Origin of the sequence: Nocardioides psychrotolerans (genome assembly GCF_900113685.1) — a bacterium.
Classification (GTDB): domain Bacteria; phylum Actinomycetota; class Actinomycetes; order Propionibacteriales; family Nocardioidaceae; genus Nocardioides; species Nocardioides psychrotolerans.
The window spans coordinates 157,096-180,541 of the sequence record NZ_FOQG01000004.1 but is presented as its reverse complement, the minus strand read 5'-3'; the positions used below and the strand labels follow the sequence as shown (position 1 = coordinate 180,541).

Annotated in this window: 27 protein-coding genes; 4 read left to right on the top strand and 23 right to left on the bottom strand. The window is 69.3% G+C overall.

Going from position 1 to position 23,446, the window contains the following annotated elements; all coding sequences use genetic code 11:
• Positions 1 to 63: 63 nt before the first annotated feature.
• Positions 64 to 1,947 carry a right-handed parallel beta-helix repeat-containing protein gene (locus tag BM204_RS06890; protein WP_091111527.1) on the top strand — a complete coding sequence of 628 codons (1,884 nt, stop codon included), beginning with the start codon at positions 64 to 66 and terminating at the stop codon, positions 1,945 to 1,947.
• Positions 1,931 to 2,473: a hypothetical protein gene (locus tag BM204_RS06885; protein ID WP_143099679.1), complete on the top strand. Its 543-nt coding sequence runs from the start codon at positions 1,931 to 1,933 to the stop codon at positions 2,471 to 2,473. The genes BM204_RS06890 and BM204_RS06885 overlap by 17 nt, the downstream gene beginning before the upstream one ends.
• A 58-nt stretch (positions 2,474 to 2,531) precedes the next feature.
• On the opposite strand, the gene BM204_RS06880 is transcribed toward BM204_RS06885, so the two are convergent.
• The 5 genes from BM204_RS06880 to BM204_RS06860 all read right to left on the bottom strand — a co-directional run bounded on the left by BM204_RS06880 (position 2,532) and on the right by BM204_RS06860 (position 6,455).
• On the bottom strand, positions 2,532 to 3,056 hold the full coding sequence (locus BM204_RS06880) for a ferritin (protein ID WP_091111524.1): 525 nt from the start codon (positions 3,054 to 3,056) through the stop codon (positions 2,532 to 2,534).
• 34 nt (positions 3,057 to 3,090) lie between these two features.
• Positions 3,091 to 3,285 carry a hypothetical protein gene (locus tag BM204_RS06875; protein ID WP_091111522.1) on the bottom strand — a complete coding sequence of 65 codons (195 nt, stop codon included), beginning with the start codon at positions 3,283 to 3,285 and terminating at the stop codon, positions 3,091 to 3,093.
• A gap of 94 nt (positions 3,286 to 3,379) precedes the next feature.
• Positions 3,380 to 5,389 (bottom strand): protein meaA, encoded by a 2,010-nt coding sequence (locus tag BM204_RS06870; RefSeq protein ID WP_091111520.1) that lies wholly within the window; start codon positions 5,387 to 5,389, stop codon positions 3,380 to 3,382.
• A 97-nt stretch (positions 5,390 to 5,486) separates the two neighbouring features.
• Positions 5,487 to 5,795, bottom strand: coding sequence for an STAS domain-containing protein (locus tag BM204_RS06865; protein ID WP_091111519.1), 309 nt, complete (start codon positions 5,793 to 5,795; stop codon positions 5,487 to 5,489).
• A gap of 39 nt (positions 5,796 to 5,834) precedes the next feature.
• The gene (locus BM204_RS06860; RefSeq protein WP_091111517.1) at positions 5,835 to 6,455 is read right to left on the bottom strand and encodes a hypothetical protein; all 621 of its coding nucleotides are present in this window, start codon (positions 6,453 to 6,455) and stop codon (positions 5,835 to 5,837) included.
• A gap of 19 nt (positions 6,456 to 6,474) precedes the next feature.
• Here BM204_RS06860 and BM204_RS06855 point away from each other — a divergent pair, with 19 nt between their 5' ends.
• The gene (locus BM204_RS06855; protein WP_091111704.1) at positions 6,475 to 7,047 is read left to right on the top strand and encodes a cob(I)yrinic acid a,c-diamide adenosyltransferase; all 573 of its coding nucleotides are present in this window, start codon (positions 6,475 to 6,477) and stop codon (positions 7,045 to 7,047) included.
• 2 nt (positions 7,048 to 7,049) lie between these two features.
• Entirely contained in the window at positions 7,050 to 7,793 is a 744-nt protein-coding gene (locus BM204_RS06850) for a hypothetical protein (RefSeq protein WP_091111516.1), read from the top strand.
• A 20-nt stretch (positions 7,794 to 7,813) separates the two neighbouring features.
• On the opposite strand, the gene BM204_RS06845 is transcribed toward BM204_RS06850, so the two are convergent.
• From BM204_RS06845 to BM204_RS06760, 18 genes are all read right to left on the bottom strand, one after another.
• Positions 7,814 to 8,989 (bottom strand): MFS transporter, encoded by a 1,176-nt coding sequence (locus BM204_RS06845; protein WP_091111514.1) that lies wholly within the window; start codon positions 8,987 to 8,989, stop codon positions 7,814 to 7,816.
• Complete coding sequence (locus tag BM204_RS06840; protein ID WP_091111513.1) at positions 8,986 to 9,426, bottom strand: DUF2550 domain-containing protein; 441 nt, start codon at positions 9,424 to 9,426, stop codon at positions 8,986 to 8,988. The genes BM204_RS06845 and BM204_RS06840 overlap by 4 nt, the downstream gene beginning before the upstream one ends.
• Before the next feature lie 114 nt (positions 9,427 to 9,540).
• On the bottom strand, positions 9,541 to 9,927 hold the full coding sequence (locus BM204_RS06835) for a F0F1 ATP synthase subunit epsilon (protein WP_091111511.1): 387 nt from the start codon (positions 9,925 to 9,927) through the stop codon (positions 9,541 to 9,543).
• Positions 9,927 to 11,384, bottom strand: a complete 1,458-nt coding sequence (atpD, locus tag BM204_RS06830) for a F0F1 ATP synthase subunit beta (RefSeq protein ID WP_091111509.1) — start codon at positions 11,382 to 11,384, stop codon at positions 9,927 to 9,929. Before atpD ends, BM204_RS06835 begins: the two co-directional genes overlap by 1 nt.
• Before the next feature lie 17 nt (positions 11,385 to 11,401).
• Entirely contained in the window at positions 11,402 to 12,316 is a 915-nt protein-coding gene (locus tag BM204_RS06825) for a F0F1 ATP synthase subunit gamma (protein WP_091111507.1), read from the bottom strand.
• A 3-nt stretch (positions 12,317 to 12,319) separates the two neighbouring features.
• Positions 12,320 to 13,957, bottom strand: a complete 1,638-nt coding sequence (gene atpA, locus BM204_RS06820; protein ID WP_091111505.1) for a F0F1 ATP synthase subunit alpha — start codon at positions 13,955 to 13,957, stop codon at positions 12,320 to 12,322.
• 59 nt (positions 13,958 to 14,016) lie between these two features.
• Entirely contained in the window at positions 14,017 to 14,826 is an 810-nt protein-coding gene (locus tag BM204_RS06815; RefSeq protein ID WP_091111504.1) for a F0F1 ATP synthase subunit delta, read from the bottom strand.
• On the bottom strand, positions 14,826 to 15,380 hold the full coding sequence (locus BM204_RS06810) for a F0F1 ATP synthase subunit B (RefSeq protein WP_218031186.1): 555 nt from the start codon (positions 15,378 to 15,380) through the stop codon (positions 14,826 to 14,828). The genes BM204_RS06815 and BM204_RS06810 overlap by 1 nt, the downstream gene beginning before the upstream one ends.
• Before the next feature lie 75 nt (positions 15,381 to 15,455).
• Positions 15,456 to 15,644 carry an ATP synthase F0 subunit C gene (gene atpE, locus BM204_RS06805; RefSeq protein WP_174813006.1) on the bottom strand — a complete coding sequence of 63 codons (189 nt, stop codon included), beginning with the start codon at positions 15,642 to 15,644 and terminating at the stop codon, positions 15,456 to 15,458.
• Between the two features lie 64 nt (positions 15,645 to 15,708).
• Entirely contained in the window at positions 15,709 to 16,533 is an 825-nt protein-coding gene (gene atpB / locus BM204_RS06800; RefSeq protein WP_091111497.1) for a F0F1 ATP synthase subunit A, read from the bottom strand.
• 61 nt (positions 16,534 to 16,594) lie between these two features.
• Positions 16,595 to 16,846, bottom strand: a complete 252-nt coding sequence (locus tag BM204_RS06795; RefSeq protein WP_091111496.1) for an AtpZ/AtpI family protein — start codon at positions 16,844 to 16,846, stop codon at positions 16,595 to 16,597.
• A 30-nt stretch (positions 16,847 to 16,876) separates the two neighbouring features.
• Entirely contained in the window at positions 16,877 to 17,335 is a 459-nt protein-coding gene (locus tag BM204_RS06790) for a hypothetical protein (protein ID WP_143099678.1), read from the bottom strand.
• Positions 17,336 to 17,383: 48 nt separating this feature from the next.
• A complete protein-coding gene (locus BM204_RS06785; protein ID WP_091111493.1) occupies positions 17,384 to 18,559 on the bottom strand; it encodes a glycosyltransferase family 4 protein in 1,176 nt (391 codons plus the stop codon).
• A 67-nt stretch (positions 18,560 to 18,626) separates the two neighbouring features.
• Positions 18,627 to 19,286 carry an L-threonylcarbamoyladenylate synthase gene (locus BM204_RS06780; protein ID WP_091111491.1) on the bottom strand — a complete coding sequence of 220 codons (660 nt, stop codon included), beginning with the start codon at positions 19,284 to 19,286 and terminating at the stop codon, positions 18,627 to 18,629.
• Between the two features lie 4 nt (positions 19,287 to 19,290).
• Positions 19,291 to 20,133 carry a peptide chain release factor N(5)-glutamine methyltransferase gene (prmC, locus tag BM204_RS06775; protein ID WP_091111489.1) on the bottom strand — a complete coding sequence of 281 codons (843 nt, stop codon included), beginning with the start codon at positions 20,131 to 20,133 and terminating at the stop codon, positions 19,291 to 19,293.
• Positions 20,133 to 21,206 (bottom strand): peptide chain release factor 1, encoded by a 1,074-nt coding sequence (gene prfA, locus BM204_RS06770; RefSeq protein WP_091111488.1) that lies wholly within the window; start codon positions 21,204 to 21,206, stop codon positions 20,133 to 20,135. The genes prmC and prfA overlap by 1 nt, the downstream gene beginning before the upstream one ends.
• 98 nt (positions 21,207 to 21,304) lie before the next feature.
• A complete protein-coding gene (rpmE, locus tag BM204_RS06765) occupies positions 21,305 to 21,565 on the bottom strand; it encodes a 50S ribosomal protein L31 (RefSeq protein WP_091111486.1) in 261 nt (86 codons plus the stop codon).
• Between the two features lie 111 nt (positions 21,566 to 21,676).
• Complete coding sequence (locus BM204_RS06760; protein ID WP_143099677.1) at positions 21,677 to 23,191, bottom strand: ATP-binding protein; 1,515 nt, start codon at positions 23,189 to 23,191, stop codon at positions 21,677 to 21,679.
• Positions 23,192 to 23,446: the final 255 nt, after the last annotated feature.

The following is a 23,446-nucleotide window of genomic DNA, read 5'->3' as shown; positions in this document are numbered from 1 at the left end:
CCCGGCAGCCCTGCGTAACCCAGGTCACAGCACGTCGTTGGGGCATACAACGGAAGGACCCCTATGCCTCGGATCGTTCGCCTGCTCCTGACCCTCCTGGTCGCCCCCACACTCCTCGCCACCGCTCTCGGTGTCGGGTTCGTCGGCACCGCCGTCGCCCACGAGGAGCGGCCGGCCGTCTTCCCGAAGGGCATCGGCGCCCGCCCGGCCTTCCTCGGCTACGACAACCCGCGTCAACGGGTGGTGTGCAAGAGGGCGGAGAGCGCGCGTCGCATCCAGGCCATGCCGGCCGGTGCGGCCAAGCAGCGCAACCTGCGGCTGCTGCCGCAGTGTCGCTTCTCCTCGATCCAGGACGCGGTCCGCTCGATCACCCAGCGACGGACCTCGGTCTACGTCCTGCCCGGGGTCTACGAGGAGCGCAAGTGGGGTCAGCGGGCCCGCAGCAACTACTGCTCGCACCTGGGCACGCAGTCGGACGCACCCCTGCTCAGCTCCGAGTACATCGGGAGCATCTCCTCCCCCGGCACGCCGGCCCCGGACGGCCAGGCCGCGGCGGCCGACGAGACCGACCCGATCGCGCTGTCCTACGCCGACCAGCGCCGGTGCTTCGCCAACCTCAACCTGATCTCCGTCTTCGGGGACAAGACGCCCGGCAACGCCTCGATCGCCTGCGACAGCCAGTTCTGCGGCACCCAGATCGTCGGCACGGGTCGACGCATGTCCGACGTCGTCATCGACAACGACTTCCAGAAGCTCAACGCCATCCGTCTCGACCGAGCGGGCGGCGCCTACGTCACCAACATGACGCTGCAACAGGCGGAGTTCAACGCCATCTACGTCCTCGAGACCGACGGGTTCGTGCTGGATCGGCTGCGCACCCGGGGCAACGACGAGTACGGCATCCTCGCCTTCGCCAGCGACCACGGCCTGATCCAGCGCTCCGACGCCTACTACAACGGCGACTCCGGCATCTACCCGGGCTCCGCCTCCGACCTCAACGCCGACAACCCGAACTTCGAGGTCACGCGCTACGCCATCGAGATCCGCAACAACCGCAGCCACCACAACACGCTCGGCTACTCCGGCACCGCCGGCAACTCGGTGTGGGCGCACCACAACAAGTTCTACGACAACGCCACGGGCATCGCCACGGACTCGCTGTTCCCGGGCCACCCGGGCCTGCCGCAGGACCACGCCCGCTGGAACAACAACGAGATCTTCCGCAACAACACCAACTGGTACACCGACTACGTCGACAAGGGCGTGTGCGACCGCCCGATGCCCGAGCGTGGCTACATCGACGGTGCCGTGTGTCCCGTCGTGCCCACCCCCGTGGGCACCGGCGTCCTCATCGCCGGCGGCAACTCCAACTCCACCGACCACAACTGGATCTACGACAACTGGCGCGTCGGCACGATGCAGTTCTGGGTGCCGGCGCCGCTGCGCGACGAGATGGACCCCCGCAAGCTCTATGACACCTCCAACGACAACCACACCTTCGCCAACCACATGGGCTCGACGCCCGACGGACGGGTCCTGGAGAACGGGATGGACCACTGGTGGGACGACCAGGGGGTCGGCAACTGCTGGGAGCGGAACCTCTACGCCGACGGCAGCCAGGACGACAACTTCGTCCTCCCGCCCGCGAGCTGCGCGGCCGGCGGCTCGGTCTTCCTGCCCGGCATGACGGTCAAGGACGCCGGCTTCCTGACCTGCAGCCAGTACGACCGGGCCGACCCGGTCCTGCGCCACCCCGCGGGCTGCAACTGGTTCGACAGCCCGTCGCGCCCCTCCTCCGCGCGTACGACGACCGACGCCACGGTCACCGCACCCTCCGCGGCGCGGCCTCTCGACGCGGCCGCCGGGGGTGCCCCGCTGCTCGCAGCCGCGGGAGGCCTGCTCCTCCTGCTCGGGCTGGGACATCGCCGTCGTGCGCGCGCTGCGTAGCGCCCTCGTCGCGGTCGCCGTCCTCGCCCTCCTGGCCGGTGGCGCGACCGTGGCGATCGCGCGCAGCACCCCGACCCTCGTGGCCGGGGGGCCGATCTCGGTGGCCGGCACCGAGGCCAGCGCAGTCTTCCAGGTCGCTGAGCGCACGGTCCGACAGATCCGCTACGCCGACGGCGGGACGCTGCGCTACACCTTCAGCCTCGACAACGACTCACGTCTCCCGGTGACGGTCCTGGGCCTGGACGAGGACCGGGCCGACCCACGGCTGTTCGGCCTGGCCGGTCTCACCCGGCGCACGATCGGCGCCGGCGAATCGGCGGAGGTCACGCTCTCGCTGAAGATGGGTGGATGCGAGACGCTCTCCTCGCGGGCCGGGTCGTTCGTCACCAGCATCGGGGTGCGCACCCGTCAGGCCGGGATCTTCGAGGACGTCGTGGAGGTCACGCTGCCCGAGGAGATCCACACCGGGTCACCCCGTGAGGCATTCTGCCCCAACTCGACAGCGACCTCACGGCCGCCCGGCTGAGGCCGGCGGGCGGTCGGTCGGTCGGGCGGTCGGGCGGTCGGGCGGTCGGAGCAGAGGATCAGGCGCCGGCGACGCGGGGAGCAGTGGGGTCCGCACCCTCGGCGCTCCGCTCGCGTGCGACGTACTCCTCGATGTCCTCGACGTCGTCGCGGTTGCGGGTCACGACGGCCAGCAGGTCGCTCATCGTGGCGACCTCCTCGACCTGCTCCTTGATGAACCACTGCATGAACTGCTCGGAGGCGAAGTCGCTCTCCTCGCGCGCGATGCGCAGCAGCCCGTTGATCTGCTCGGTGACCCGCTTCTCCTGGGCCAGTGCGAGGCAGACCGGGGCGACGACGTCCTCGAAGCCGTTGACCGGGGCATCGACACCCGGGAGGACCACGTCGGCGTCGGTGTCGAGGAGGTACTGCACCATCATCATCGCGTGCTCGCGCTCCTCGAGCGCCTGGCCGTAGAAGAAGGCGGCCATCTGCGGCATCGTCAGGGCGTCGTAGTAGATGGCGCACGCGAGGTACTGGCTGTGGGCGGCGAGCTCGTTGCCGATCTGGGTGTTGAGCTGGTCGGCGAAACGGGGTGCGGGCACCGGAGGGTCTCCTGGTTGTCGTGGCGAGACCGGGTCAGGCGGCCTTGGCGAGCTTCTTCTTGGTCAACTTCTTGCCGTCCACGCGGACGAGCTTGCGCTTCTTGACGGTATGTCCGTCTGGCAGCGTGCCCTCCTTGAGCATCCGGAGCGGGCAACGGCCGCACTTCGAGGAGGAGACGCAGCACTCCGTCTTGGGGAGCTTGCGCATGACGCCCTTTGACTTTCCCATGCTCCGCAGCCTACCAGGCCCCTTAGGCATGCCTTACCTAAAGGTGACCCAGATCCCACGGACCGGACCGGCCCCGAGGAGGGCTCGGGCGAGGTCAGGCGAGGCCGTTGGCCCGCCGGATCACGTCGACGATGCCGTCCATGATCTCGGTGAGCCCGAAGTCCTTGGGCGTGTAGACGGCCGCGACACCGAGCTCCTTGAGCCGACGCCCGTCGGACTCGGGGATGATCCCGCCGACGATGACCGGAACGTCGGCAAGCCCCGCCTCGCGGAGCCCGTCGAGCACGTCCGGCACCAGCTCCATGTGCGAGCCGGAGAGGATCGAGAGCCCGACGCAGTGGACGTCCTCGGCCACCGCGGCCGACACGATCTGCGCCGGCGTCAGGCGGATCCCCTGGTAGATCACCTCGAAACCGGCGTCACGCGCGCGGACGGCGACCTGCTCGGCACCGTTGGAGTGCCCGTCGAGTCCCGGCTTGCCGACGAGCAGCCGCAGGCGTCCACCGAGCTCCTCGCCCGTGCTCCGCACCTTCTCGCGCACGGCCGTCAGCTGGGCGCCTGCTGAGCCGGCGCTGGGCACCGCACCGACAGCGCCACTCACCCCGGTCGGCGCGCGGAACTCCCCGAAGACCTCGCGCAGCGTGCCGGCCCACTCACCCGTGGTGGCGCCCGCACGGGCGGCGACCAGCGTGGTGGCCATCAGGTTCTCGGTGGTCTTGGCGGCGGCTGCGAGCGCGGCGAGCGCCTCGGCGACCGCGGACTCGTCGCGGGCGGCCTTCCACTCCTCGACCGAGGTCAGCGCCGACTGCTCGGCCTGGGGGTCCGCGGCCATGATCGCGCCGTCCAGGTCGGCGGTGAGGGGTGAGGCCTCGGTGGTCTCGTAGATGTTGACGCCGACGATCAACTGGTCGCCGTTCTCGATCCGGCCGCGTCGGGCGGCGTGGGCGGAGACCAGCTCCTGCTTCATGTAGCCGGACTCGACCGCGGCGATCGCGCCGCCCATCGCCTGGACCCGGTCGATCTCGGCGCGGGCTCCCTCGACCAGCTCACGCACCTTGGCCTCGATGACCACCGAGCCCTCGAAGATGTCGTCGTACTCCAGGAGGTCGGACTCGAAGGCCAGCACCTGCTGGAGCCGCAGCGACCACTGCTGGTCCCAAGGCCGCGGAAGACCGAGCGCCTCGTTCCACGCGGGCAGCTGCACGGCACGGGCGCGGGCGTTCTTGGACAGCGTCACGCCGAGCATCTCCAGGACGATGCGCTGGACGTTGTTCTCGGGCTGTGCCTCGGTGAGGCCGAGGGAGTTGACCTGCACGCCGTAGCGGAAGCGTCGCATCTTGGGGTCCTGGACGCCGTAGCGCTCCCGGGTGATCTCGTCCCACAGCTCGACGAAGGCGCGCATCTTGCACGTCTCCTCGATGAACCGGACCCCGGCGTTGACGAAGAAGGAGATCCGGCCGACGACCTTCTCGAAGTCGTCCTCGGAGACCTGCCCCGAGGCCCGGACCTGGTCGAGCACGGCGATCGCGGTGCACAGCGCGTAGGCCAGCTCCTGCGTCGGCGTCGCGCCGGCCTCCTGCAGGTGATAGCTGCAGATGTTGATCGGGTTCCACTGGGGGATCTGGTGGACCGTGTAGGAGATCATGTCGCCGATCAGGCGCAGGGAGTGCTCGGGCGGGAAGACGTAGGTCCCCCGGGAGAGGTACTCCTTGATGATGTCGTTCTGCGTCGTGCCGGCCAGCTGGCCGGCGACCTCGTCGGGAGTGAGGTCGGGGTTCTGCTCCTCCGCCGCGACCTGGTACATCGCGAGCAACCACATGGCGGTGGCGTTGATCGTCATCGAGGTGTTCATCTCGGTGAGCGGGATGTCGTGGAAGAGCTTGCGCATCTCCCCGAGGTGCGGCACCGGGACACCGACCTTGCCCACCTCGCCCCGCGCGAGCGGGGAGTCGGGGTCGTAACCGGTCTGCGTCGGCAGGTCGAAGGCGACCGAGAGACCGGTCTGCCCCTTGGCGAGGTTGGTGCGGTAGAGCGCGTTGGACGCGACAGCGGTCGAGTGGCCGGCGTACGTGCGCATCACCCAGGGGCGATCCTTCTCGGTCATGCCCTGAGAGTAGGTCGTCGGCTACCCAGAAGTAACGGGTCTCGGTGTGGCTTATCCGACATGGCGACGCGACCGGACCGGCGCAGGTCCGGAGCCCTCAGGCGGGCATGGGCTCGCGCTCGAGCTCGACGACGCGGATGAGGCGCGAGATGTGCAGCATCCGGCGCACGGCCGGACCGCAGCCACGCAGCGTCAGGTGGTGACCATCGCGGGTCGCGTTGCGAGTCGCCATCGCCAGCACCTTCAGAGCAGTGTGGTCGACCGTGGAGACTCCCGTCAGGTCGACGACGACGTCGGAGTCGTGGTCGCGCAGGTGGGCGTAGATCGCGTTGCGGACCTCCCACGTGCTGCGCACGTCGAAGTCGCCGCTCAACATGAGTGCCGGGCCGTCAGTGGTGATGTCCATGGTCTGCCGTCCTCCCGAGTGAAGCCGTCTCTTAACTAGTTACCCACTATGACGCGTCTCATACCTCAAAGGTTGCACCTCAACCGCAACCAATTGTGGCCGCGCCGCCACGAGCGCCCCGCAGCCGACGCCGATCAGGGCCATCCCGACCACGCCAAGCGGCGAGAAGATGTGGTCGGTGTGCACCAGCCACGCCCCCGGGACCAGCAGCAGGACCGGCAGGGCGGCCACCCGGTGGCGCGTCAGCAGGTCGACGGCGAGCACCACGACGCACAGCAGCAGGGCCCACGAACCGACCTCCCCGATCGGCGTGCCGATCCGGAACAGCAGCCGGACCTCGTCCGGCCGCGGCACCCCGGAGCCGAGCTCGCGGGTGACGTAGCCCGCTGCCAGGCCGCTGATCACGTCGAGAGCGGTGTAGAACGTCGCATAGACGTACGCCGACAGCCGCACCACCCACGCCACCGGGTCGCGACGTCCCCGGACCAACGCGGCCAGCGCCACCCCTACGAGCGGGAAGACCAGCAGCCCGGCGAGGTGCAGCTCGAACCACCGCTGAGCGGTGTCGGCCCCGAGGCTGTGCGGGTGGAACAGGCCGGCTGCCGCGAGGGACAGCGCCGGGAGGGCGACCAGCAGGGCGAGCACACGAGGTTGGCGCATGCTGGCTACCCTCGCACCCATGGTCAACCTCACCAGGATCTACACCCGCACCGGCGATGCCGGCGAGACGCGGCTGGGCGACATGAGCCTCACCACCAAGAACGACCTCCGGCTGCACGCCTACGCCGACGTCGACGAAGCCAACGCCCAACTGGGGGTCGCGATCGCCACCGGCCGGCTCGAGGACGACGTGGTGGCGGTCCTGACACACGTGCAGAACGACCTCTTCGACGTGGGCGCCGACTTCTGCACGCCGGTGGTGGCAGACCCCGAGTTCCCGCCGTTGCGCATCGAGCAGGCCTACGTCGACCGCCTCGAGGCCTGGTGCGACCACTACAACGAGTCGCTGCCCAACCTGCGTTCGTTCATCCTCAACGGCGGCACGCCCGGCGGCGCGCACCTCCACGTCGCGCGCACCGTCGTACGACGGGCGGAGCGGGCCGCGTGGGCGGCCTTCGAGCAGCACGGGGAGACGATGAGCGCGGTGGCCATCACCTACCTCAACCGGCTCTCCGACCTGCTCTTCATCCTCGCCCGCCACGCCAACCGTGAGGCCGGCGACGTGCTGTGGGTCCCGGGCGGCGAGCGCTGAGCATGTCTCCCGAGCGTTTCTGGGAGCTGGTGGAGACCCTCGACGGCGTTGCCGACGACACCACGACACCGGCCTTGGACCGCATGCTGCGTGACCACGGCGAAGGTGAGAACTTCCTCGACCTGGTCGAGGAACACGTCGAGCGGATCCTGGAGCGCTGCGAGGTCCCGGCGTCCCACCAGGGCGACACGGCCGAGTGGATCGCCGCGGCCGTCATCGCCGCCGGCCGCGCGGAGCACGATCGCGTCCTGCTCTCGGGCGCGGCCCTCGTTCCGGACGACTGGGCGTGGGCCGAGGCCGAGAACCTGCTCGTCGCGGGCGCCGCGCACGACCAGGACACGCCGCTCCCAGGGAGCCTGCTGGGGCTCACGCTCGAGTGGAAGACCACCGACCTGCCGGCGGACATGGAGTCGACCTTCGATCCGCGTCTCGACCGGGCGGGCGACGACCCACGCCATGGGCGCACGATCACGCACGACCCCGCGTGGGCCGAGGCCGTCCTCCGCCTCGACGCCGACCCCGAGTTCCACCGCCGACGCGCGAGCATCGGCGACGTCGGGCTCCACCTCAAGGTCCGCGAGGCCGAGGAGATGGAGCTGACCCCGTGGCCGTCGGAGGACCAGGTCGACGACGTCGTGCTCTCCGTCCCGGTGGCGGCCTTCACGGCGAAGGACCGCGTCGACGTCTACGTGCGGGCCGTCGCCGAACTGGTGCTGACGGTGCAGGAGACCCTCGGACGCGACTGAGCAGCGCAGCCCGGCACTCCTCAGGCGTCGACGCTGGACCGGCGGGGCGCTGGAGCAGCGGCCAGCACCGCCACGGCGGCCGGTGCCATGAGCACGGTGACGACCAGGAGCGCATCGAGCGTCCCGACGTGGTCGCCGAGCGCGCCCAGCAACGGCGGGCCGGTGAGGAACGCCGCGTAGCCGATGGTCGAGACCACGCTGACCCGGGCGGCCGAACGGCGCGGGTCGTCGGCAGCGGCGCTCATGCCGACAGGGAACCCGAGGGCGGCGCCGAGGCCCCAGACGAGGATGCCCAGAGCCACGAGGGGCGCCCACTCCCCCAGCACGGTCAGCAGCGTGCCGACCACGACGGCGGCCGCCGAGACCCACAGCATCACGCGGCGCCCGAGGCGGTCCAGGGCCACCGGGCCGGAGAGCCGCCCGACGCTCATGGCTGTGACGAACAGGGCATAGCCGCTCACACCGACCCAGTGCCGGGCGTCGTAGCCGTCGATCAGCGCGAGAGAGAGCCAGTCGTTGGCCGCACCCTCGGCGACCGCGAAGGTCAGCACCATGAGCCCGATGGCCAGCGTGCGGGGCTCGATCCAGGCCGAGCGCGGCGGTCCCTCCTCGTGGTGCTCCTCCGGTCGCACCGGCAGGAAGTCGCGCACGACCACCAGGACCGTCAGCAGGGCCAGGACCGAGACCACGGCGAGGTGGGCGACGACGGGGGCCCGGGTCGCAGCCATCGCGACGCCGATGCCGGCACCGCCGATGTTGCCGAAGGACCAAGCGGCGTGGAAGCGCGGCATGATCGTGCGTCCGAGCAGCCGCTCGACCTCGGCGCCCTCGACGTTCATGGCAACGTCCCACAGCCCGCTGCCGACCCCGAAGAGGAACAGCCCGACGGCCGCGACGACGACCGAGCCGCTGACGAACGCCCCGAGCGCGCAGGTGATCAGGCCGGTCGCGGAGACGAAAGCCCCGAGGCGTACGACGTCGGCGGCGCTGGTGCGGGCAATGAGCCGGCCGGCGGTCGGGAGCGCCAGCACGGAGCCCGCCGCGATGGCGAGCAGCAGCAGGCCGAGCGCCCCGTTGTCGAGGGCGAGGCGCTCACGCAGGGAGGGTATCCGCGAGATCAACGAGGCCATCAGCACGCCGTTGAGCGCGAAGACCGCTGCGACCGATCGCTTGGAGGACGGCAGCGTGGAGGTCATCGCGACCAGTCGGTCCCGGGCGGCCGGGCCTCCAGCCAGGACTGGAAGCCGGTCAAGGAGGCCTCGCTCATGGCCAGCTCGATCTCGCCCGACGCGGTCTGGCAGTGGATCACGACGTGGTCGGGGTAGAGCGACATCTGCTCGGCCCCGAGCGCCTCACGGCGTCCGTCATAGCTCAGCGTGTCGCGCGCCCAGATGCGGCGGGGCCCAGGAGCCACGGAGAACACCCGGAACCACTCGAGCGTCTGCCCGGAGTAACGACCCAGCCCGAGGACCCAACCTCGGCCCGCCCGGTCCGAGCGCACGCGGTAGCTGAGCTCGAAGGTGCCACCGTGCCGCGACAGTGCCCGACGCCGGATGACCAGCGCGAGTCCATAGCCGAGGACGAGCAGGAGGAGGATGCCGGCGATGTCGATCAGCCATTGCCACCATGGCATCGCGTCACTCCCTCCCTTCGGTCGCGCCCGATGGTCGCGCCAGCCTAACGAACGCGTTGCCCCCGACCACAGGTGGGCCGGGGGCAACGCGGGGTGCCACTGATCAGTGCTGGGTCAGGACGCTTTCTCGGCCGCGCGGATGCGGGCCTCGGCGCGACGGATGCGCAGCTCGCGCTCGTCACTGGTCGGGAGTCCGTGCGCGGCGTCGAGCTCGGCCTTGGCCTCGTCGATCTTGATGTCCTGGGCGAGCACGGCGTACTCGGACAGGATCGAGACCCGGTCACCTGCGACCGAGAGGAAGCCCGCGTCGACCGCCGCGACGACGACGGGGCCGTCAACCTCGGAGATCTCCACGGTCGCCTCGGTGAGCAGCGAGAGCATCGGGGCGTGCCCACGCAGGACACCCACGTCGCCCTCGACCGTGCGGGCGATGACCATCGAGGCCGAGCCGGACCACACGGTCCGGTCTGCCGCGACGAGCTCTACCTGCAGGTCGCCCATCAGAGGTTCTTCTGGATCTCGGCCCACTTCGCCTCGACGTCGTCGAGACCGCCGCACATGAAGAAGGCCTGCTCGGCCACGTGGTCGTAGTCGCCGTCAGCGATCTTGTTGAACGCCTCGATGGTGTCCTTGACGGGCACCGTCGAGCCTTCGAGGCCGGTGAACTGCTTGGCGACGTAGGTGTTCTGCGACAGGAAACGCTGGATGCGACGAGCGCGCGACACGATGATCTTGTCCTCTTCGGACAGCTCGTCGACACCGAGGATCGCGATGATGTCCTGGAGCTCCTTGTTGCGCTGCAGGATCTGCTTGATCCGGATGGCGCAGTCGTAGTGCTCCTGCCCGATGTACTGGGCGTCGAGGATCCGCGAGGTCGACGTCAGCGGGTCCACCGCGGGGTAGATGCCGAGCGAGGCGATCTCTCGCGAGAGCTCGGTGGTCGCGTCGAGGTGGGCGAACGTCGTGGCCGGCGCGGGGTCGGTGTAGTCGTCGGCGGGGACGTAGATCGCCTGCAGCGAGGTGATCGAGTTGCCTCGCGTCGAAGTGATCCGCTCCTGGAGCTGACCCATCTCGTCGGCCAGGTTGGGCTGGTAGCCCACGGCGGAGGGCATGCGACCCAGCAGGGTCGAGACCTCGGAGCCGGCCTGGGTGAACCGGAAGATGTTGTCGATGAAGAGCAGCACGTCCTGGTTCTGCACGTCGCGGAAATATTCCGCCATCGTCAGCGCCGAGAGGGCCACGCGCAGACGCGTGCCCGGCGGCTCGTCCATCTGACCGAAGACGAGGGCCGTCTGGCCGATGACGCCGGCGTCGGTCATCTCCTCGATGAGGTCGTTGCCCTCGCGGGTGCGCTCGCCGACACCGGCGAACACCGACACACCACCGTGGTCCTTGGCGACGCGGGCGATCATCTCCTGGATCAGCACGGTCTTGCCGACACCGGCACCACCGAACAGACCGATCTTGCCGCCGTTGACGTAGGGGGTCAGCAGGTCGATGACCTTGATGCCGGTCTCGAACATCGTGGTCTTCGACTCGAGCTGGTCGAAGGCGGGCGCCTTGCGGTGGATGCCCCACCGCTCCTTGACCTCATAGACCTCACCCTCCTCGAGGTTGAGCACGTCACCGGTCGCGTTGAACACGTGACCCTTGGTGATGTCGCCCACGGGGACGGTGATCGGACCGCCGGTGTTGGTCACCGTGGCACCGCGCACCAGCCCGTCGGTCGACTGCATCGAGATGGCGCGGACCATGCCGTCGCCGATGTGCAGCGCGACCTCGAGGATCAGCGTCTTGGTCTCGCCCTCGAGCTCGAGGTCGACCTCGAGCTTGTTGTACATCTCGGGCATCGAGTCCGAGGGAAACTCGACGTCGACGACCGGGCCGGTCACCCGGGCGACGCGGCCGGTGCTCACGGAGCCCGAACCCTTCTGGGTCTCTTCGATTACAGCAGTCATGTCTCTCACTCGCTCTGCTAGTCGTTGGCGGAGTTGGCGTCGGCCAGCGCGTTGACGCCACCAACGATCTCGCTGATTTCCTGGGTGATGCCGGACTGGCGGGCCTGGTTGGCGATCCGCGTGTACTTCTTGATGAGCTCATCGGCGTTGTCCGTGGCGGACTTCATCGCCTTCTGCCGGGAAGCGAGCTCGGAAGCCGCTGCCTGCAGCAGCGAGAAGAAGATCCGGCTCTGGACGTACTGCGGGAGCAGACCGTCGAGCACGGCCTCGGCGGAGGGCTCGAACTCGTAGAGCGGCAGCACCTCGTGCGTCTCAGGTGCTTGGTCCCCTTCGATGACCTCCAGCGGGAGGAGCCGCACGGCCGTGGGCTCCTGCAACAGCATCGAGCGGAAACGGGTGTAGACGACGTGGACCTCGTCCACGTCACCGTCCTCGCCCTGCTCCTTGAGGAACGACTCGATCAGGGCGCGCCCGACCTCCGCCGCGACGTCGTAGGAGGGCTGGTCGGAGAACCCGGTCCACGACTGGACCACGGGACGCTGACGGAACCTGAAGTAGGCCTCGCCCTTGCGCCCGCAGATGTACCAGTCGATCTCCTTGCCCTCGGCGCGCAGCTTCTCGGCGAGGCGCTCGGCCTCCTTGAGCGCGCTCGAGGAATAGGCCCCTGCCAGACCACGGTCGCTGGTCACGACGAGGACGGCGGCCCGCTTGGGGTCGTCTTCCTCCCGCGTCAGCGGGTGGTCGACGTTCGAGAACGTCGCGACGGCCGACACCGCACGCGTCAGCTCACGGGCGTACGGCGCTGCCGCCTGAGCCCGTTGCTGCGCCTTGATGATGCGGGACGCAGCGATGAGCTCCATGGCGCGCGTGATCTTCTTCATCGACTCCGTCGACTTGATCCGCGCGCGGTACTCACGCAGCGAGAGGGCCATGGGTCAGCCTCGCTTCTGCTTGACGATCTGCTCCTGGTCCTCGTCCTCCAGTGCCTCGGCCGGGGCCTCGTGGCCGACCTTGATCGAGCCACCTTCGGAGGTCTCGAACTCGTTGAGGAAGGAGTCGTAGGCGTCAGAGAGAGAGGACTCGGTCTCGTCCTCGAACTTCATCGACTCGCGGATGGCGGCCAGGATGCCGTCGTGCGAGCGACGCAGGTAGTCGAGGAACTCACGCTCGAAGCGCAGCACGTCCTCGACCGGCACGCGGTCGAGGCGCCCACTGGTGCCTAGCCACAGCGAGACGGTCATCTCGTCGAGGGGGTAGGGCGAGTAGGCCGGCTGCTTGAGCAGCGCCATCAGGCGCGAGCCGCGGTCCAGCTGCTGACGGGAGGCCGCGTCGAGGTCGGAGGCGAACATCGCGAACGCCTCCATGGCACGGAACTGCGCCAGGTCGACCTTCAGCGAGCCGGTGACCTTCTTCATCGCCTTCGTCATGGCGGCACCACCCACCCGCGAGACCGACACACCCACGTCGATGGCGGGGCGCTGGTTGGCGGCGAAGAGGTCCGACTGCAGGAAGATCTGGCCGTCGGTGATCGAGATGACGTTGGTCGGGATGAACGCCGAGACGTCGTTGGCCTTGGTCTCGACGATGGGCAGACCGGTCATCGAGCCGGCACCCAGGTCGTCGGAGAGCTTCGCGCACCGCTCGAGGAGACGGCTGTGCAGGTAGAAGACGTCACCGGGGTAGGCCTCGCGGCCCGGCGGACGACGCAGCAGCAGCGACACGGCGCGGTAGGCCTCGGCCTGCTTGGTCAGGTCGTCGAACACGATGAGGACGTGCTTGCCGGCGTACATCCAGTGCTGGCCGATGGCCGAACCGGTGTAGGGGGCGAGGTACTTGAAGCCGGCGCTGTCGGACGCGGGGGCGGCCACGATGGTGGTGTACTCCAGCGCGCCGGCCTCCTCGAGGGCGCCACGCACCGAGGCGATGGTCGAGCCCTTCTGGCCGATGGCGACGTAGATGCAGCGCACCTGCTTGGTCGGGTCACCCGAGTCCCAGTACTGCTTCTGGTTGATGATCGTGTCGATGGCGACCGTGGTCTTGCCGGTCGCGCGGTCACCGATGATCAGCTGACGCTGGCCGCGGCCGATCGGGGTCAGGGCGTCGATCGCCTTGATGCCCGTGGCGAGCGGCTCGTGCACCGACTTGCGCTGCATGACGGAGGGGGCCTGAAGCTCGAGCGCACGACGACCGTCGGTCTCGATGTCGCCCAGGCCGTCGATCGGGTTGCCGAGCGGGTCGACCACGCGTCCGAGGTAACCCTCGCCGACCGGGACCGAGAGGACCTCGCCGGTGCGGCGCACGGTCTGACCCTCCTCGATCTTGTCGAAGTCGCCGAGGACGACCGCGCCGATCTCACGGGTGTCGAGGTTGAGGGCCAGGCCCAGCGTGCCGTCCTCGAACTCGAGGAGCTCGTTGGCCATGGCCGAGGGCAGACCGCTGATCCGCGCGATGCCGTCGCCGGCCTCGGCAACGGTGCCGACCTCTTCCTTGCCGGCGGCCTCCGGCTTGTAGTCGGAAACGAACTTCTGCAGCGCGTCCCGGATCTCGTCCGGACGGATCGAAAGCTCCGTCATGTCTGCCTACTCTCTTGGACTCTGGTGAAAATCATGTGGTGGGGCGGGGGAGCCGGCGATCAGCCGGCCAGCTTCCGTCGTGCGTCGTCGATGCGTGCCGCGACCGTGCCGTCGATGACGTCGTCACCGATCTCGATCCGCATGCCTCCGAGGAGGGCCGGGTCGACCAGCACGTCGAGGTGCACCTCGCGACCGTACTGGCGCGTGAGGGCTCGCTGGAGACGGTCGCGGTCGGCGGTGGAGAGCTCCTGGGCGACGCGCACCCGGGCGACGCTCTCCTCGTGGACCGAGGCCGCGATCTTCTGGTAGTCGGCGATCGCGAGACCCACCGTGCGGTAGGCACCCGAGAGCGCCTGCTGCGCGAGGACCAGCGACTCCGCAAGGACCTTGCCCTCGAGCAGCGAGCGCAGCAGCGCCCGCTTGTCGTCGCCGGAGCGAGCGGGGTCACCGAGAGCGTTGCGCAGGTCCGGGTTGTCGTTGATCGTCTGCCCGATCCCGAACAGCTCGTCAGAGAGACGGCTGCCCTCGGCCGGCGTGCTGCCGGCCGATCGGACGACGGTCACCACCCCGAGCTGCTCGAGCGTGTCCGCGAGGTCGCGCGTGGCCGTCCAGCGGCGCGAGACGGCATCGGCGACGACGTCGAGAGCGACCCCGTCGATCTTGCCCTCGAAGATCGAGCGCATCAGACCGGACTTGGCCGCGGAGTCGGTGGAGACGTCCGTTGCCAGGCGTCGCAGGGCGGGCTCCGAGCGGAGCACGCCCGCGACTCCGAAGAAGTCCTGACCCAGAGCAGTGCTCGGGGTCGCCACCTGGCCGAGCCGGTCAGTCAGACCGGCCGCGGCCTCGGCGGAAGCTCCACGCATGGACATCAGACGGCTCCGTTGCCGGAGGTGCCGGCTCCGGTCGCCTCGATGGCCTCGAGGTCGGCGAGGAACCGGTCGACCACGCGCGCTGAACGCTCGTCGTCCTCCAGGCTCTCGCCCACGATGCGACCGGCCAGACCGGTTGCGAGTGCGCCCACCTCGGCACGGAGCGAGGTGACCGCCTGCTGGCGCTCGGCCTCGATCTGCGCCTTGCCGTGGTCGACGATGCGGGTGGACTCGGCCTGCGCCTGCTCCCGCATCTCCGCGAGGATCTGGGCACCCTGCTCTCGCGCCTCCTCACGGATGCGCGCAGCCTCGTGCCGAGCGTCGGCGAGCCGCTTCTCCAGCTCGGCGAGCTTGGCGTCGGCCTCGGCCTGCTTGGTCTCCGCAGCCGCGAGCCCACCTTCGATCGCGGTGGTGCGCTCGGCATAGGTCGCCTCGAACGCCGGGACCACGAACTTCTTCACCAGGAAGAAGAGGATCCCGAAGACGACGAGCGACAGCCCGATCTCCGCGAGGTGAGGGATGAGCGGGTTGAGCTCTTCCTCGGCGGCCCTCACCACGTGCGTGGGGTTCTGTGTCTGCATGGCAGATCCTTCGTGTTCGGTCGGTGGCCTACGTCAGGGTCGACGAGGTCAGCTGAGGACGAACGCGAGGGCGATACCGATGATGGCCAGGGCCTCGGCGAGCGCGAATCCGAGGATCGCGATCGACTGCAGGCGGGACTGGGCCTCGGGCTGGCGGGCGACGCCGTTGATGTAGGCGGCGAAGATCAAGCCGATGCCGATGCCGGGGCCGATGGCGGCCAGGCCGTAGCCGACCATGTTCAGGGAGCCGTTCAGAGTGCCTTCCACGGCAATCTTCCTTTCGGTTGTTTCTTACGTCAGCTCAGTGCTCGTCTGCGAGAGCACCTGAGATGTACATGGCGTTGAGCAGGACGAACACATACGCCTGGAGGAACTGGATCAGGATCTCCAGGAAGGCAACGGCCACGAACAGCACCCACGCAAGGATGCCGACCGGGGCGTAGGCAGCACCCATCTCGAGGATGAGGTATTCGCCTCCGAGCGCGAACAGGATCAGCAGCAGGTGGCCGGCGAACATGTTGGCGAAGAGTCGCAGCGCCAGGGTGACGGGCCGGACGAGGATGTTGGACATGAACTCGAGCGGGATGAGCAGGGCGAGGATCGGCCCCTTGATCCCTGCGGGCACGCACTGGAGCTTCATGTAGCCGACGAAGCCATGCTTCTTGATGCCGGCGTAGTTGTAGATGATCCAACTCATGATCGCCAGGCCGTAGACCATCCCGGAGCGGGAGAAGGTCGGGAACTGGATGAAGGGGATCGAGGCGAAGAGGTTGTTCAGCAGGATGAAGGTGAACAACGTGAAGAGGTAGGGCGTGAAGCGCTGGAAGTCGTGGCTGCCGATGATGTCGCGACCCAGCGAGTTGCGCACGAAGCCGTAGGCCTCCTCACCGACGAACTGCAGCTTGCCCGGCACCATGGCGCGCTTGCGCGAGGCCAGGTAGAAGAAGGTGAAGATCAGCACGCCCGACAGGACGACCTGGAGCATCGGCTTGGTGACGCCGAGCACGAACTCCTGACCCATCAGGGTGAACGACGAGCCGCCGCCGAATACGGGGGGAAGGTCGAAGTCCGCGGGTCCGGGAGGCGTGAATCCCCCTCCACCCTCGGTCCGGATGCTTCCCTGCATGAGAAGTGCGCTGCCGATGCCGCTCAACGTGTCTCCTGTGTCTTCACTACGTCCTCGTGCACTACTGCTGCTTCTTCTGCGCTGTGGTGGCGGAGCTGTCCGGGATCCGGAAGCGGGCCCAGGTCTGATATGTCCCGAGGGCCGCGCCGGACAAGATCCCGATCGCTACCAGGAAGGTCGTGCCCAGCCAGCGATCGAGGAGCCATCCGGCGAGACCGTAGAGCAGGACACCGGAGACCAAGTAGCCGAAAGCGTTCCAAGGATCTCCGCGTGGTCCGTGGTCGTGCTCCCCGGGGGGAATCTCCTGAGCCATCGCGCACCGGACAATAGCAGTCGTCGGCGGTCATCGCGCACCCCCCTCGGTGGGCAGCTCGTAGACCGGAATCCGGCGGCGCGTGGCCAGCAGGACCTGGCTCACGAGCCAGATCGCGGTGCCGCCGATGACCGCGCCGGCGAGCCAGCCGCGGTCGAGCGTCGTGTCGAGAAGGTCGCTGCCGGAGAGCACCGCGAAGACCAGGCCCATGAGCACCACCTGGAGCACATAGGTCGTCATCGCGACCATCAACGCCAACGTGGGCACCAGGCCCGCGACGACGTTGACCACGAAGGACCCGAAGCCCAGGATCCCGACGACCAGGACGGTGCCGACCAGGGCGCCCAAGGCGGCCTCCGAGCCGCTCGTGAAGGCGCCGACGACAGAGGCGAGGAGCCCCAGGACCAGGGCTGACGCGGCCGCACCCAGGAGCACGCTGACACCGCTGTCGCGGTCAACCTGTCCGGTGCGGGGGGCCTCGGTCGTCATCATTGGCGGCCGTTCTGTGGAGGTCGTTCGGGGAGCTCGTGAAAACTATCACAAAGTCGCGGAGGGCTCCGCATCGGGTTCAGGGAGCCCCTCCTGGGGCACCGCTGAGAGGGGCTTGGCGAATCGCGGGAGCACGAAGGTGAGCACCACCGTGACGGCCGCCATGACGCCCAGCGACCCCCACATCCGTGGGCCGGTGTAGAGGCTGGCGAGCACCGTGCCGAACGCGATCAGGGCCGCCCAGAGCCACATGATGGCCACCGCGCGGCGGTGGGAGTGCCCGATCTCCAGGAGCCGGTGATGGAGGTGCTGCTTGTCCGGGGCGAAGGGGGAGCGACCGGCCCGCGTGCGTCGTACGACGGCGAGGACGAGGTCGACCAGCGGCACGATCAGGATCAGGATCGGCAGCGCGAGGGGCAGGAGGAACGGCAGCAGGCTCGCCTGCGAGCCGTCCGCGCCCTGGGTGAGCTCGTTGCCGCGGAACTGGGTGGTGATGGTGAGTGCGGTGGTCGAGAGCACCAGCCCGATCAGCATGGACCCGCTGTCGCCCATGAACAGCCGCGCCGGGTGGAAGTTGTGGGCCAGGAACCCAACGCAAGCCCCCGCCAGGGACGCCGAGAGCAGGGCCGCGGTGGTGGCCAGGCTGGCGCCGTTGAGGTTGGCCAGCTGATAGCTGAAGAGGAAGAACGCCGCGGCCCCGATGCCGACGACGCCTGCGGCGAGCCCGTCGAGCCCGTCGACGAAGTTGACCGCGTTGACGGTGGCGACCACCACGACCAGCGTCAGCAGGGCTCCCTGGGCCGGGTCGAGTGCCAGCTGGTAGCCGTCGGGGCGGGGGAAGAAGTTGAACTGGAGGCCGGAGTAGATCAGCAGCCCGACCGCCAGGACCTGTCCCCCGAACTTGGTGAGCGCGTCGAGGTCGAAGATGTCGTCGAGCACCCCGATGCCGCAGACCATCGCCCCGGCGATCAGCACGATCTTCGCGTCCTCGAAGACGAACGGGCCGCCGTTGGACAGGAACGGCAGCTCGCGCGCCACCACATAGGCCGCCACCAGTCCCCCGAGCATCGCAATGCCTCCGAGGTAGGGGATCGGCTCGGCGTGAACGTCGCGGTCACGCACCGGCGCGACCGCTCCGGTGCGCAGCGCGATCTCGCGGGCGACGACCGTCAGGAGGTAGGTGACGGACGCGGCGACGAGGAAGACCAGGAGGTACTCCCTCATGCTCCGGCCCTCATCGCGGGTCCCTCATCGCTGTCACTCATCCCCGGGCTCCGCGCATGGTGCGCCCTCAGCCTTCGTCGGTCAGGGTCGCTCCGAGCGGCTCGAGGACCTCGTTGAGCTCCTCCAGGGACAGGGCGCCGCGGCGCAGGATGCGACCCTGGCTGCCGGTGACGTCGACGATCGTGGAGGCCTGACCTCCCGGAGACTCCCCCGCGTCGACGATCACCGCGACCGAGTCGCCGAGCATGTCGGCTGCCTGGTCGGCGTCGGTCGCGGCCGGCATCCCGGTGCGATTGGCGGAGCTGACCGCCAGCGGACCGGTGCGCTCGAGGATCTCCAGGGTGATCGGGTGATCGGGCATGCGGATCGCAACCGTGCCACGGGTGTCGCCGAGGTCCCACTGCAACGACTGCTGCTGGTGGCACACCAGGGTCAGCGGGCCGGGCCAGAAGGCCTCGATCAGCGCTCGGGCGTAGCCGGGCACCTTGACCGCTAGTGCGTCGATCGTGGTCGCCGAGCTCACCAGCACCGGAGGCGGCATGTCGCGGCCTCGCCCCTTGGCCTCGAGGAGCGACGCGACAGCATCGGGCTCGAAGGCATCGGCACCGATGCCGTAGACGGTGTCGGTCGGGAGGACGATCAGCAGCCCACGTTGGACCGCCAGGCTCGCCGCCTCGATCGCGGACTCCAGCTCGTCGGGACTCTCGGTCGCGTATCGCTCGCTCACGGCCTCATCGTGCCAGTCGTGCCGTCACGAAGCGCGCTCGCCCGGCCAGATCGCGATGATCTCGTACGTCGGTCCAGCGTTCGGTCCGCGTGAACACCGCGGGCACGGACTCCCCCTGGGCGTCGGCGTGCTCAGCACCGACGACCCCGCCGGGGCGCAGAAGCAGCGCAGCCCGCTTCTCGAGGACCCGGATCGCGTCGAGTCCGTCGTCCCCGGAGAACAGGGCGAGGTGCGGGTCGTGGTCGCGGACCTCGAGCGCCACGGACTCCCAGGCATCGAGCGGGATGTAGGGCGGGTTGCAGGCGATCACGTCAACCTGGCCGGCAAGGTCGTCGAAGGCCGTAGCGAGGTCTCCGAGGCGCAGCTCCACCCCGGTGCCGGCGAGGTTGCGCTCCGCCCAGACATGGGCCTGCTCGTCCAGCTCCACGGCGTGCACCCGGGCTGCGGGCACCTCGTCGGCGATCGCCTTGGCGATCGCCCCCGACCCCGTGCAGAGGTCGAGGACCACGGGATCGTCGAGGGTCCTGGCCTGCTCGATCGCCCAGCCGGCCAGCAGCTCGGTCTCGGGCCGCGGCACGAACACCCCTGGCCCGACACGGAGCTCCACATGGCGGAACCAGGCGACGCCGGTCAGGTGCTGCAGCGGCTCGCGGGCCGAGCGCCGCGCCACCAGCGCGGCGTACGACTCGGCGACGGAGGGGGCGACCTGGTCGACCAGGACGAGCCGTGAGCGCTCGGTGCCGAGGACGTGCGCCAGCAGCTCGGCCGCGTCGTGCTCGGGGCTGGCCACCCCCGCGGCGCGGAGCTGGGCGGTCGCGGCCGTCAGCAGCCGACGACGGTCCTCCATCAGTCCTCGAGCGCCGCGAGGCGGGAGTCGAGGTCGGCCTGGATGCAGGAGTCCAGGACCGGCTGGAGGTCACCGTCGAGCACCTGGTCGAGGTTGTAGGCCTTGTAGCCGGTGCGGTGGTCGGAGATCCGGTTCTCGGGGTAGTTGTAGGTGCGGATCCGCTCCGACCGGTCGACGGTGCGGATCTGGCTGCGCCGCACCTCGCTGGCCTCGGCGTCGGCCTCCTCCTGCGCGGCGGCGAGGAGGCGAGCACGCAGGATGCGCATCGCCTGCTCCTTGTTCTGCAGCTGGCTCTTCTCGTTCTGGCAGCTGGCCACGATGCCCGTCGGGACGTGCGTGATGCGCACCGCGGAGTCGGTCGTGTTGACGCTCTGGCCGCCCGGCCCGCTGCTGCGGTACACGTCGATGCGCAGGTCGCTGTCGTCCACCGTGACGTCGATCTGCTCGGCCTCGGGGAGGACCAGGACGCCTGCGGCGCTGGTGTGGACCCGCCCCTGAGACTCGGTGACGGGCACCCGCTGGACTCGGTGGACGCCACCCTCGAACTTGAGCTGGGCGAACGGGCCCTCGCCCGGCGCGGGAGTGCCCTTGGCCTTCACCGCGACCGTCGCCGACTTGTAGCCACCGAGGTCGGACTCGGTGGCGTCGATCAGCTCGGTGCGCCAGCCCCGCGCGTCGGCGTAGCGGATGTACATCCGGAGCAGGTCGCCGGCGAAGAGGGCCGACTCCTCGCCCCCCTCCCCGGACTTGATCTCCAGCAACGTGTCCTTGTCGTCGGCAGGATCGCGCGGGATGAGCAGGTAGCGCACGCGTTCCTCTGCCTGGACCCGACCCGCCACCAGCGCGTCGACCTCCCCGGCGAAGGTGGGATCCTCGGTCGCGAGCTCCCGCGCCGCCTCGATGTCGCCGTCGTAGGCCTGCCACTCGCGCCAGGCGGTGATGATGGCGCTGAGCTCGGAGTAGCGCTGGTTGAGGCGCTTCGCGAGGCGGGCGTCGGCGTGCGTCTCAGGAGTGCCCAGTCGGGTCTCGAGCTCGCCGTGCTCGGCGAGGTATCCCTCGACGGCCTCGAACATGAGGACTCCTGTGGTGGTCGCGATGCGTGGGGTCGGTGCGAACAAATCACGAGCGCCGACCCACTGCATGGAGGCAGCGGGTCGGCGCTCGGAGGTTGCTACTTGGCGTCGGCGTTGGCGTTGGCGTCGGCGTCGGCCTCGGCCGGGGCAGCGGCCTTCTTGGCGTAGCGAGCCTGGAAGCGGGCAACGCGGCCGCCGGTGTCGAGGATCTTCTGCTTGCCGGTGTAGAACGGGTGGCACTGCGAGCAGACGTCGGTGCGGATGGAGCCGCCCTTCGAGGTGCTGCGCGTGGTGAACTGCGCGCCGCAGGTGCAGGTCACGTCGGTGACGACGTAGTCAGGGTGGATGTCCTTCTTCATGGCTGTCCTCTCTGTTCCCATTGCTGGGAGGGCCGCCGGGTCGTCCCCACTGATTGCGGGAGCGTGAACCGGAACCAACTGCCAATGATAGAGAACCTCGCCGCGGGCTGCCTAATTCCCCGCTGCGGTCAGAGGGTGGGCCGAGACCGGCGCCGACCCGGGCTCGGTTCCGACGATCAGGGTCGGGCCGTGCAGCCGGAGGCGGACGAACACCGCGGTGCCCTCCCCCTCGGTCGACTCGATCATGACGTCGCCGGCGTGCTTGTCGATGATCGTCTGCACGATGCGCAGGCCCAGACCGGTGCCGGCGATCTCGTTGGTCACGGCGTTGGAGGCGCGGAAGAACCGTGTGCCGAGCCGGTCCAGCTCCGCGCGCGGGATGCCGATGCCGTGGTCACGGACCATGATTTCCACTTGCTCGTCGAGGTGCCGGCCGACGACGACCTCGATCACGCCGTCGTCGTGGCTGAACTTCACCGCGTTCGAGAGCACGTTGAGCAGCGCGCGCTGGAGCATCGCGCGGTCCGAGAGCACCAGCATGGGCTGGTCGGGGGCCACGACGTCGATCCGGATGCCGCGGCGGGCCCCGGTGATCCGCACGTCGGTCACGGCGTCGCGGACCATCGAGATGACGTCGGAGGCCTCGAGGTCGGTCGCCCGGCTCTCGGCCTTGGACAGCGCGAGCAGGTCGTCGATGAGCGTCTTGAGCCGGGTCACGTTGCGCCGGGTGGCCTCGAGCATCCGCTCGTGGCGCGGCTCGATGCGGTCCTCGAACTCCTCGGCGACCATCTCGAGGTAGCCGCTGATCGTGGTCAGGGGCGTGCGCAGCTCGTGCGACACGTTGGACACGAAGTCGTCCTTGGCGGTGTCGAGGACGCGTAGCTCGTTCTGGATGCGGCCCTCGACCGCGCGGGCCCGGCTCTGTGCGTCGGCGTAGTCGTTGAGCGCGATCGCGACGGCCCGGACCTCCTTCGGTCCCCCTGCCGGGGCGCGTGCGTCCAGGTCGGTCTTGGTCATCTTCTGCACCGCCGCCTCCATGGCCAGCAGCGGTTCGGAGAGCTCCGCGAGCAGGCGCCGACGAGATCGTCCGATGACGACCCAGGCCGCGATCGCCAGCAGGAGGACCCCGCCGATCGTGCCGCGCAGACGGACGGCCGCCTCCTGGTGGGCGTCACGGGTGCGGGAGTCGAAAGCCCGCTCGGTCTCGGCGTGCGCGGAGGTTACTTCGGAGAAGAGATCGCGTCCTACCCGGAAGCGCTGGGGCGCGAAGGAGCCGGCGCCGCCCTCGGCGATGATGCGGGGGGCCGCGTAGCCGTCGACCCAGGCCTGCACGGAGTCCTCCAACCGGGTGACCAGGAGGTCGAGCTCGGCGTCACCGCTCGTCAGGCGGCGGACAAGCTCCTGGTCGGCCGGCAGCCGCCGGAAGGCCTGCGTGTAGTCGTCGCGGGTCGACGCCTGGCCGCTCTGCCCCCAGGCCCCCACGGCAGCATCCATCTCGGTGACGTCCAGGAACACGGCGGCGTTGGCATCGGCCGAGCGCTCGACGTCGTCCGTCAGGTGTGCCACGGAACGGACCGAGAGGACCACCCCGATCACGCAGACCGCAGCCATGGCCGCGACCAGCATGCCGACACGGAAGAACACTGGTCCGACGAGCCGCGCGACCGGTCGGCCACGCTCGACCTTCGGGGGCTTTCCCTGCCGCGGGGTCGGCTGGGGAGTCGACGTACTGCGCACTGCTGCGACCACGGTCCCCCCTCACGACAAGCGGCCCCCACCGCCAGGGTTCAACGGTACTCGTTGACCCGGGTGCCTCGTGGGACAACGCCTCGGGTGGTCCGGTAGGTGGTCCGGGAGGCCCGGACCGGGAAGCCTGGCCCC

Coding starts and splice junctions, on each gene's coding strand:
- BM204_RS06785 (WP_091111493.1), bottom strand. CDS start 18,559: ATGAGGGAGTACCTCCTGGTCTTCCTCGTCGCCGCGTCCGTCACCTAC.
- BM204_RS06815 (WP_091111504.1), bottom strand. CDS start 14,826: ATGTCCATGCGTGGAGCTTCCGCCGAGGCCGCGGCCGGTCTGACTGAC.
- BM204_RS06795 (WP_091111496.1), bottom strand. CDS start 16,846: ATGGCTCAGGAGATTCCCCCCGGGGAGCACGACCACGGACCACGCGGA.
- BM204_RS06760 (WP_143099677.1), bottom strand. CDS start 23,191: ATGCTGGTCGCGGCCATGGCTGCGGTCTGCGTGATCGGGGTGGTCCTC.
- atpA (WP_091111505.1), bottom strand. CDS start 13,957: ATGACGGAGCTTTCGATCCGTCCGGACGAGATCCGGGACGCGCTGCAG.
- BM204_RS06855 (WP_091111704.1), top strand. CDS start 6,475: ATGGTCAACCTCACCAGGATCTACACCCGCACCGGCGATGCCGGCGAG.
- atpE (WP_174813006.1), bottom strand. CDS start 15,644: ATGGTCGGCTACGGCCTGGCCGCCATCGGCCCCGGCATCGGCATCGGC.
- rpmE (WP_091111486.1), bottom strand. CDS start 21,565: ATGAAGAAGGACATCCACCCTGACTACGTCGTCACCGACGTGACCTGC.
- atpD (WP_091111509.1), bottom strand. CDS start 11,384: ATGACTGCTGTAATCGAAGAGACCCAGAAGGGTTCGGGCTCCGTGAGC.
- BM204_RS06850 (WP_091111516.1), top strand. CDS start 7,050: ATGTCTCCCGAGCGTTTCTGGGAGCTGGTGGAGACCCTCGACGGCGTT.
- atpB (WP_091111497.1), bottom strand. CDS start 16,533: ATGCAGGGAAGCATCCGGACCGAGGGTGGAGGGGGATTCACGCCTCCC.
- BM204_RS06845 (WP_091111514.1), bottom strand. CDS start 8,989: ATGACCTCCACGCTGCCGTCCTCCAAGCGATCGGTCGCAGCGGTCTTC.
- BM204_RS06875 (WP_091111522.1), bottom strand. CDS start 3,285: ATGGGAAAGTCAAAGGGCGTCATGCGCAAGCTCCCCAAGACGGAGTGC.
- BM204_RS06825 (WP_091111507.1), bottom strand. CDS start 12,316: ATGGCCCTCTCGCTGCGTGAGTACCGCGCGCGGATCAAGTCGACGGAG.
- BM204_RS06860 (WP_091111517.1), bottom strand. CDS start 6,455: ATGCGCCAACCTCGTGTGCTCGCCCTGCTGGTCGCCCTCCCGGCGCTG.
- BM204_RS06870 (WP_091111520.1), bottom strand. CDS start 5,389: ATGACCGAGAAGGATCGCCCCTGGGTGATGCGCACGTACGCCGGCCAC.
- BM204_RS06890 (WP_091111527.1), top strand. CDS start 64: ATGCCTCGGATCGTTCGCCTGCTCCTGACCCTCCTGGTCGCCCCCACA.
- BM204_RS06840 (WP_091111513.1), bottom strand. CDS start 9,426: ATGCCATGGTGGCAATGGCTGATCGACATCGCCGGCATCCTCCTCCTG.
- BM204_RS06835 (WP_091111511.1), bottom strand. CDS start 9,927: ATGGGCGACCTGCAGGTAGAGCTCGTCGCGGCAGACCGGACCGTGTGG.
- prmC (WP_091111489.1), bottom strand. CDS start 20,133: ATGGAGGACCGTCGTCGGCTGCTGACGGCCGCGACCGCCCAGCTCCGC.
- prfA (WP_091111488.1), bottom strand. CDS start 21,206: ATGTTCGAGGCCGTCGAGGGATACCTCGCCGAGCACGGCGAGCTCGAG.
- BM204_RS06790 (WP_143099678.1), bottom strand. CDS start 17,335: ATGACGACCGAGGCCCCCCGCACCGGACAGGTTGACCGCGACAGCGGT.
- BM204_RS06865 (WP_091111519.1), bottom strand. CDS start 5,795: ATGGACATCACCACTGACGGCCCGGCACTCATGTTGAGCGGCGACTTC.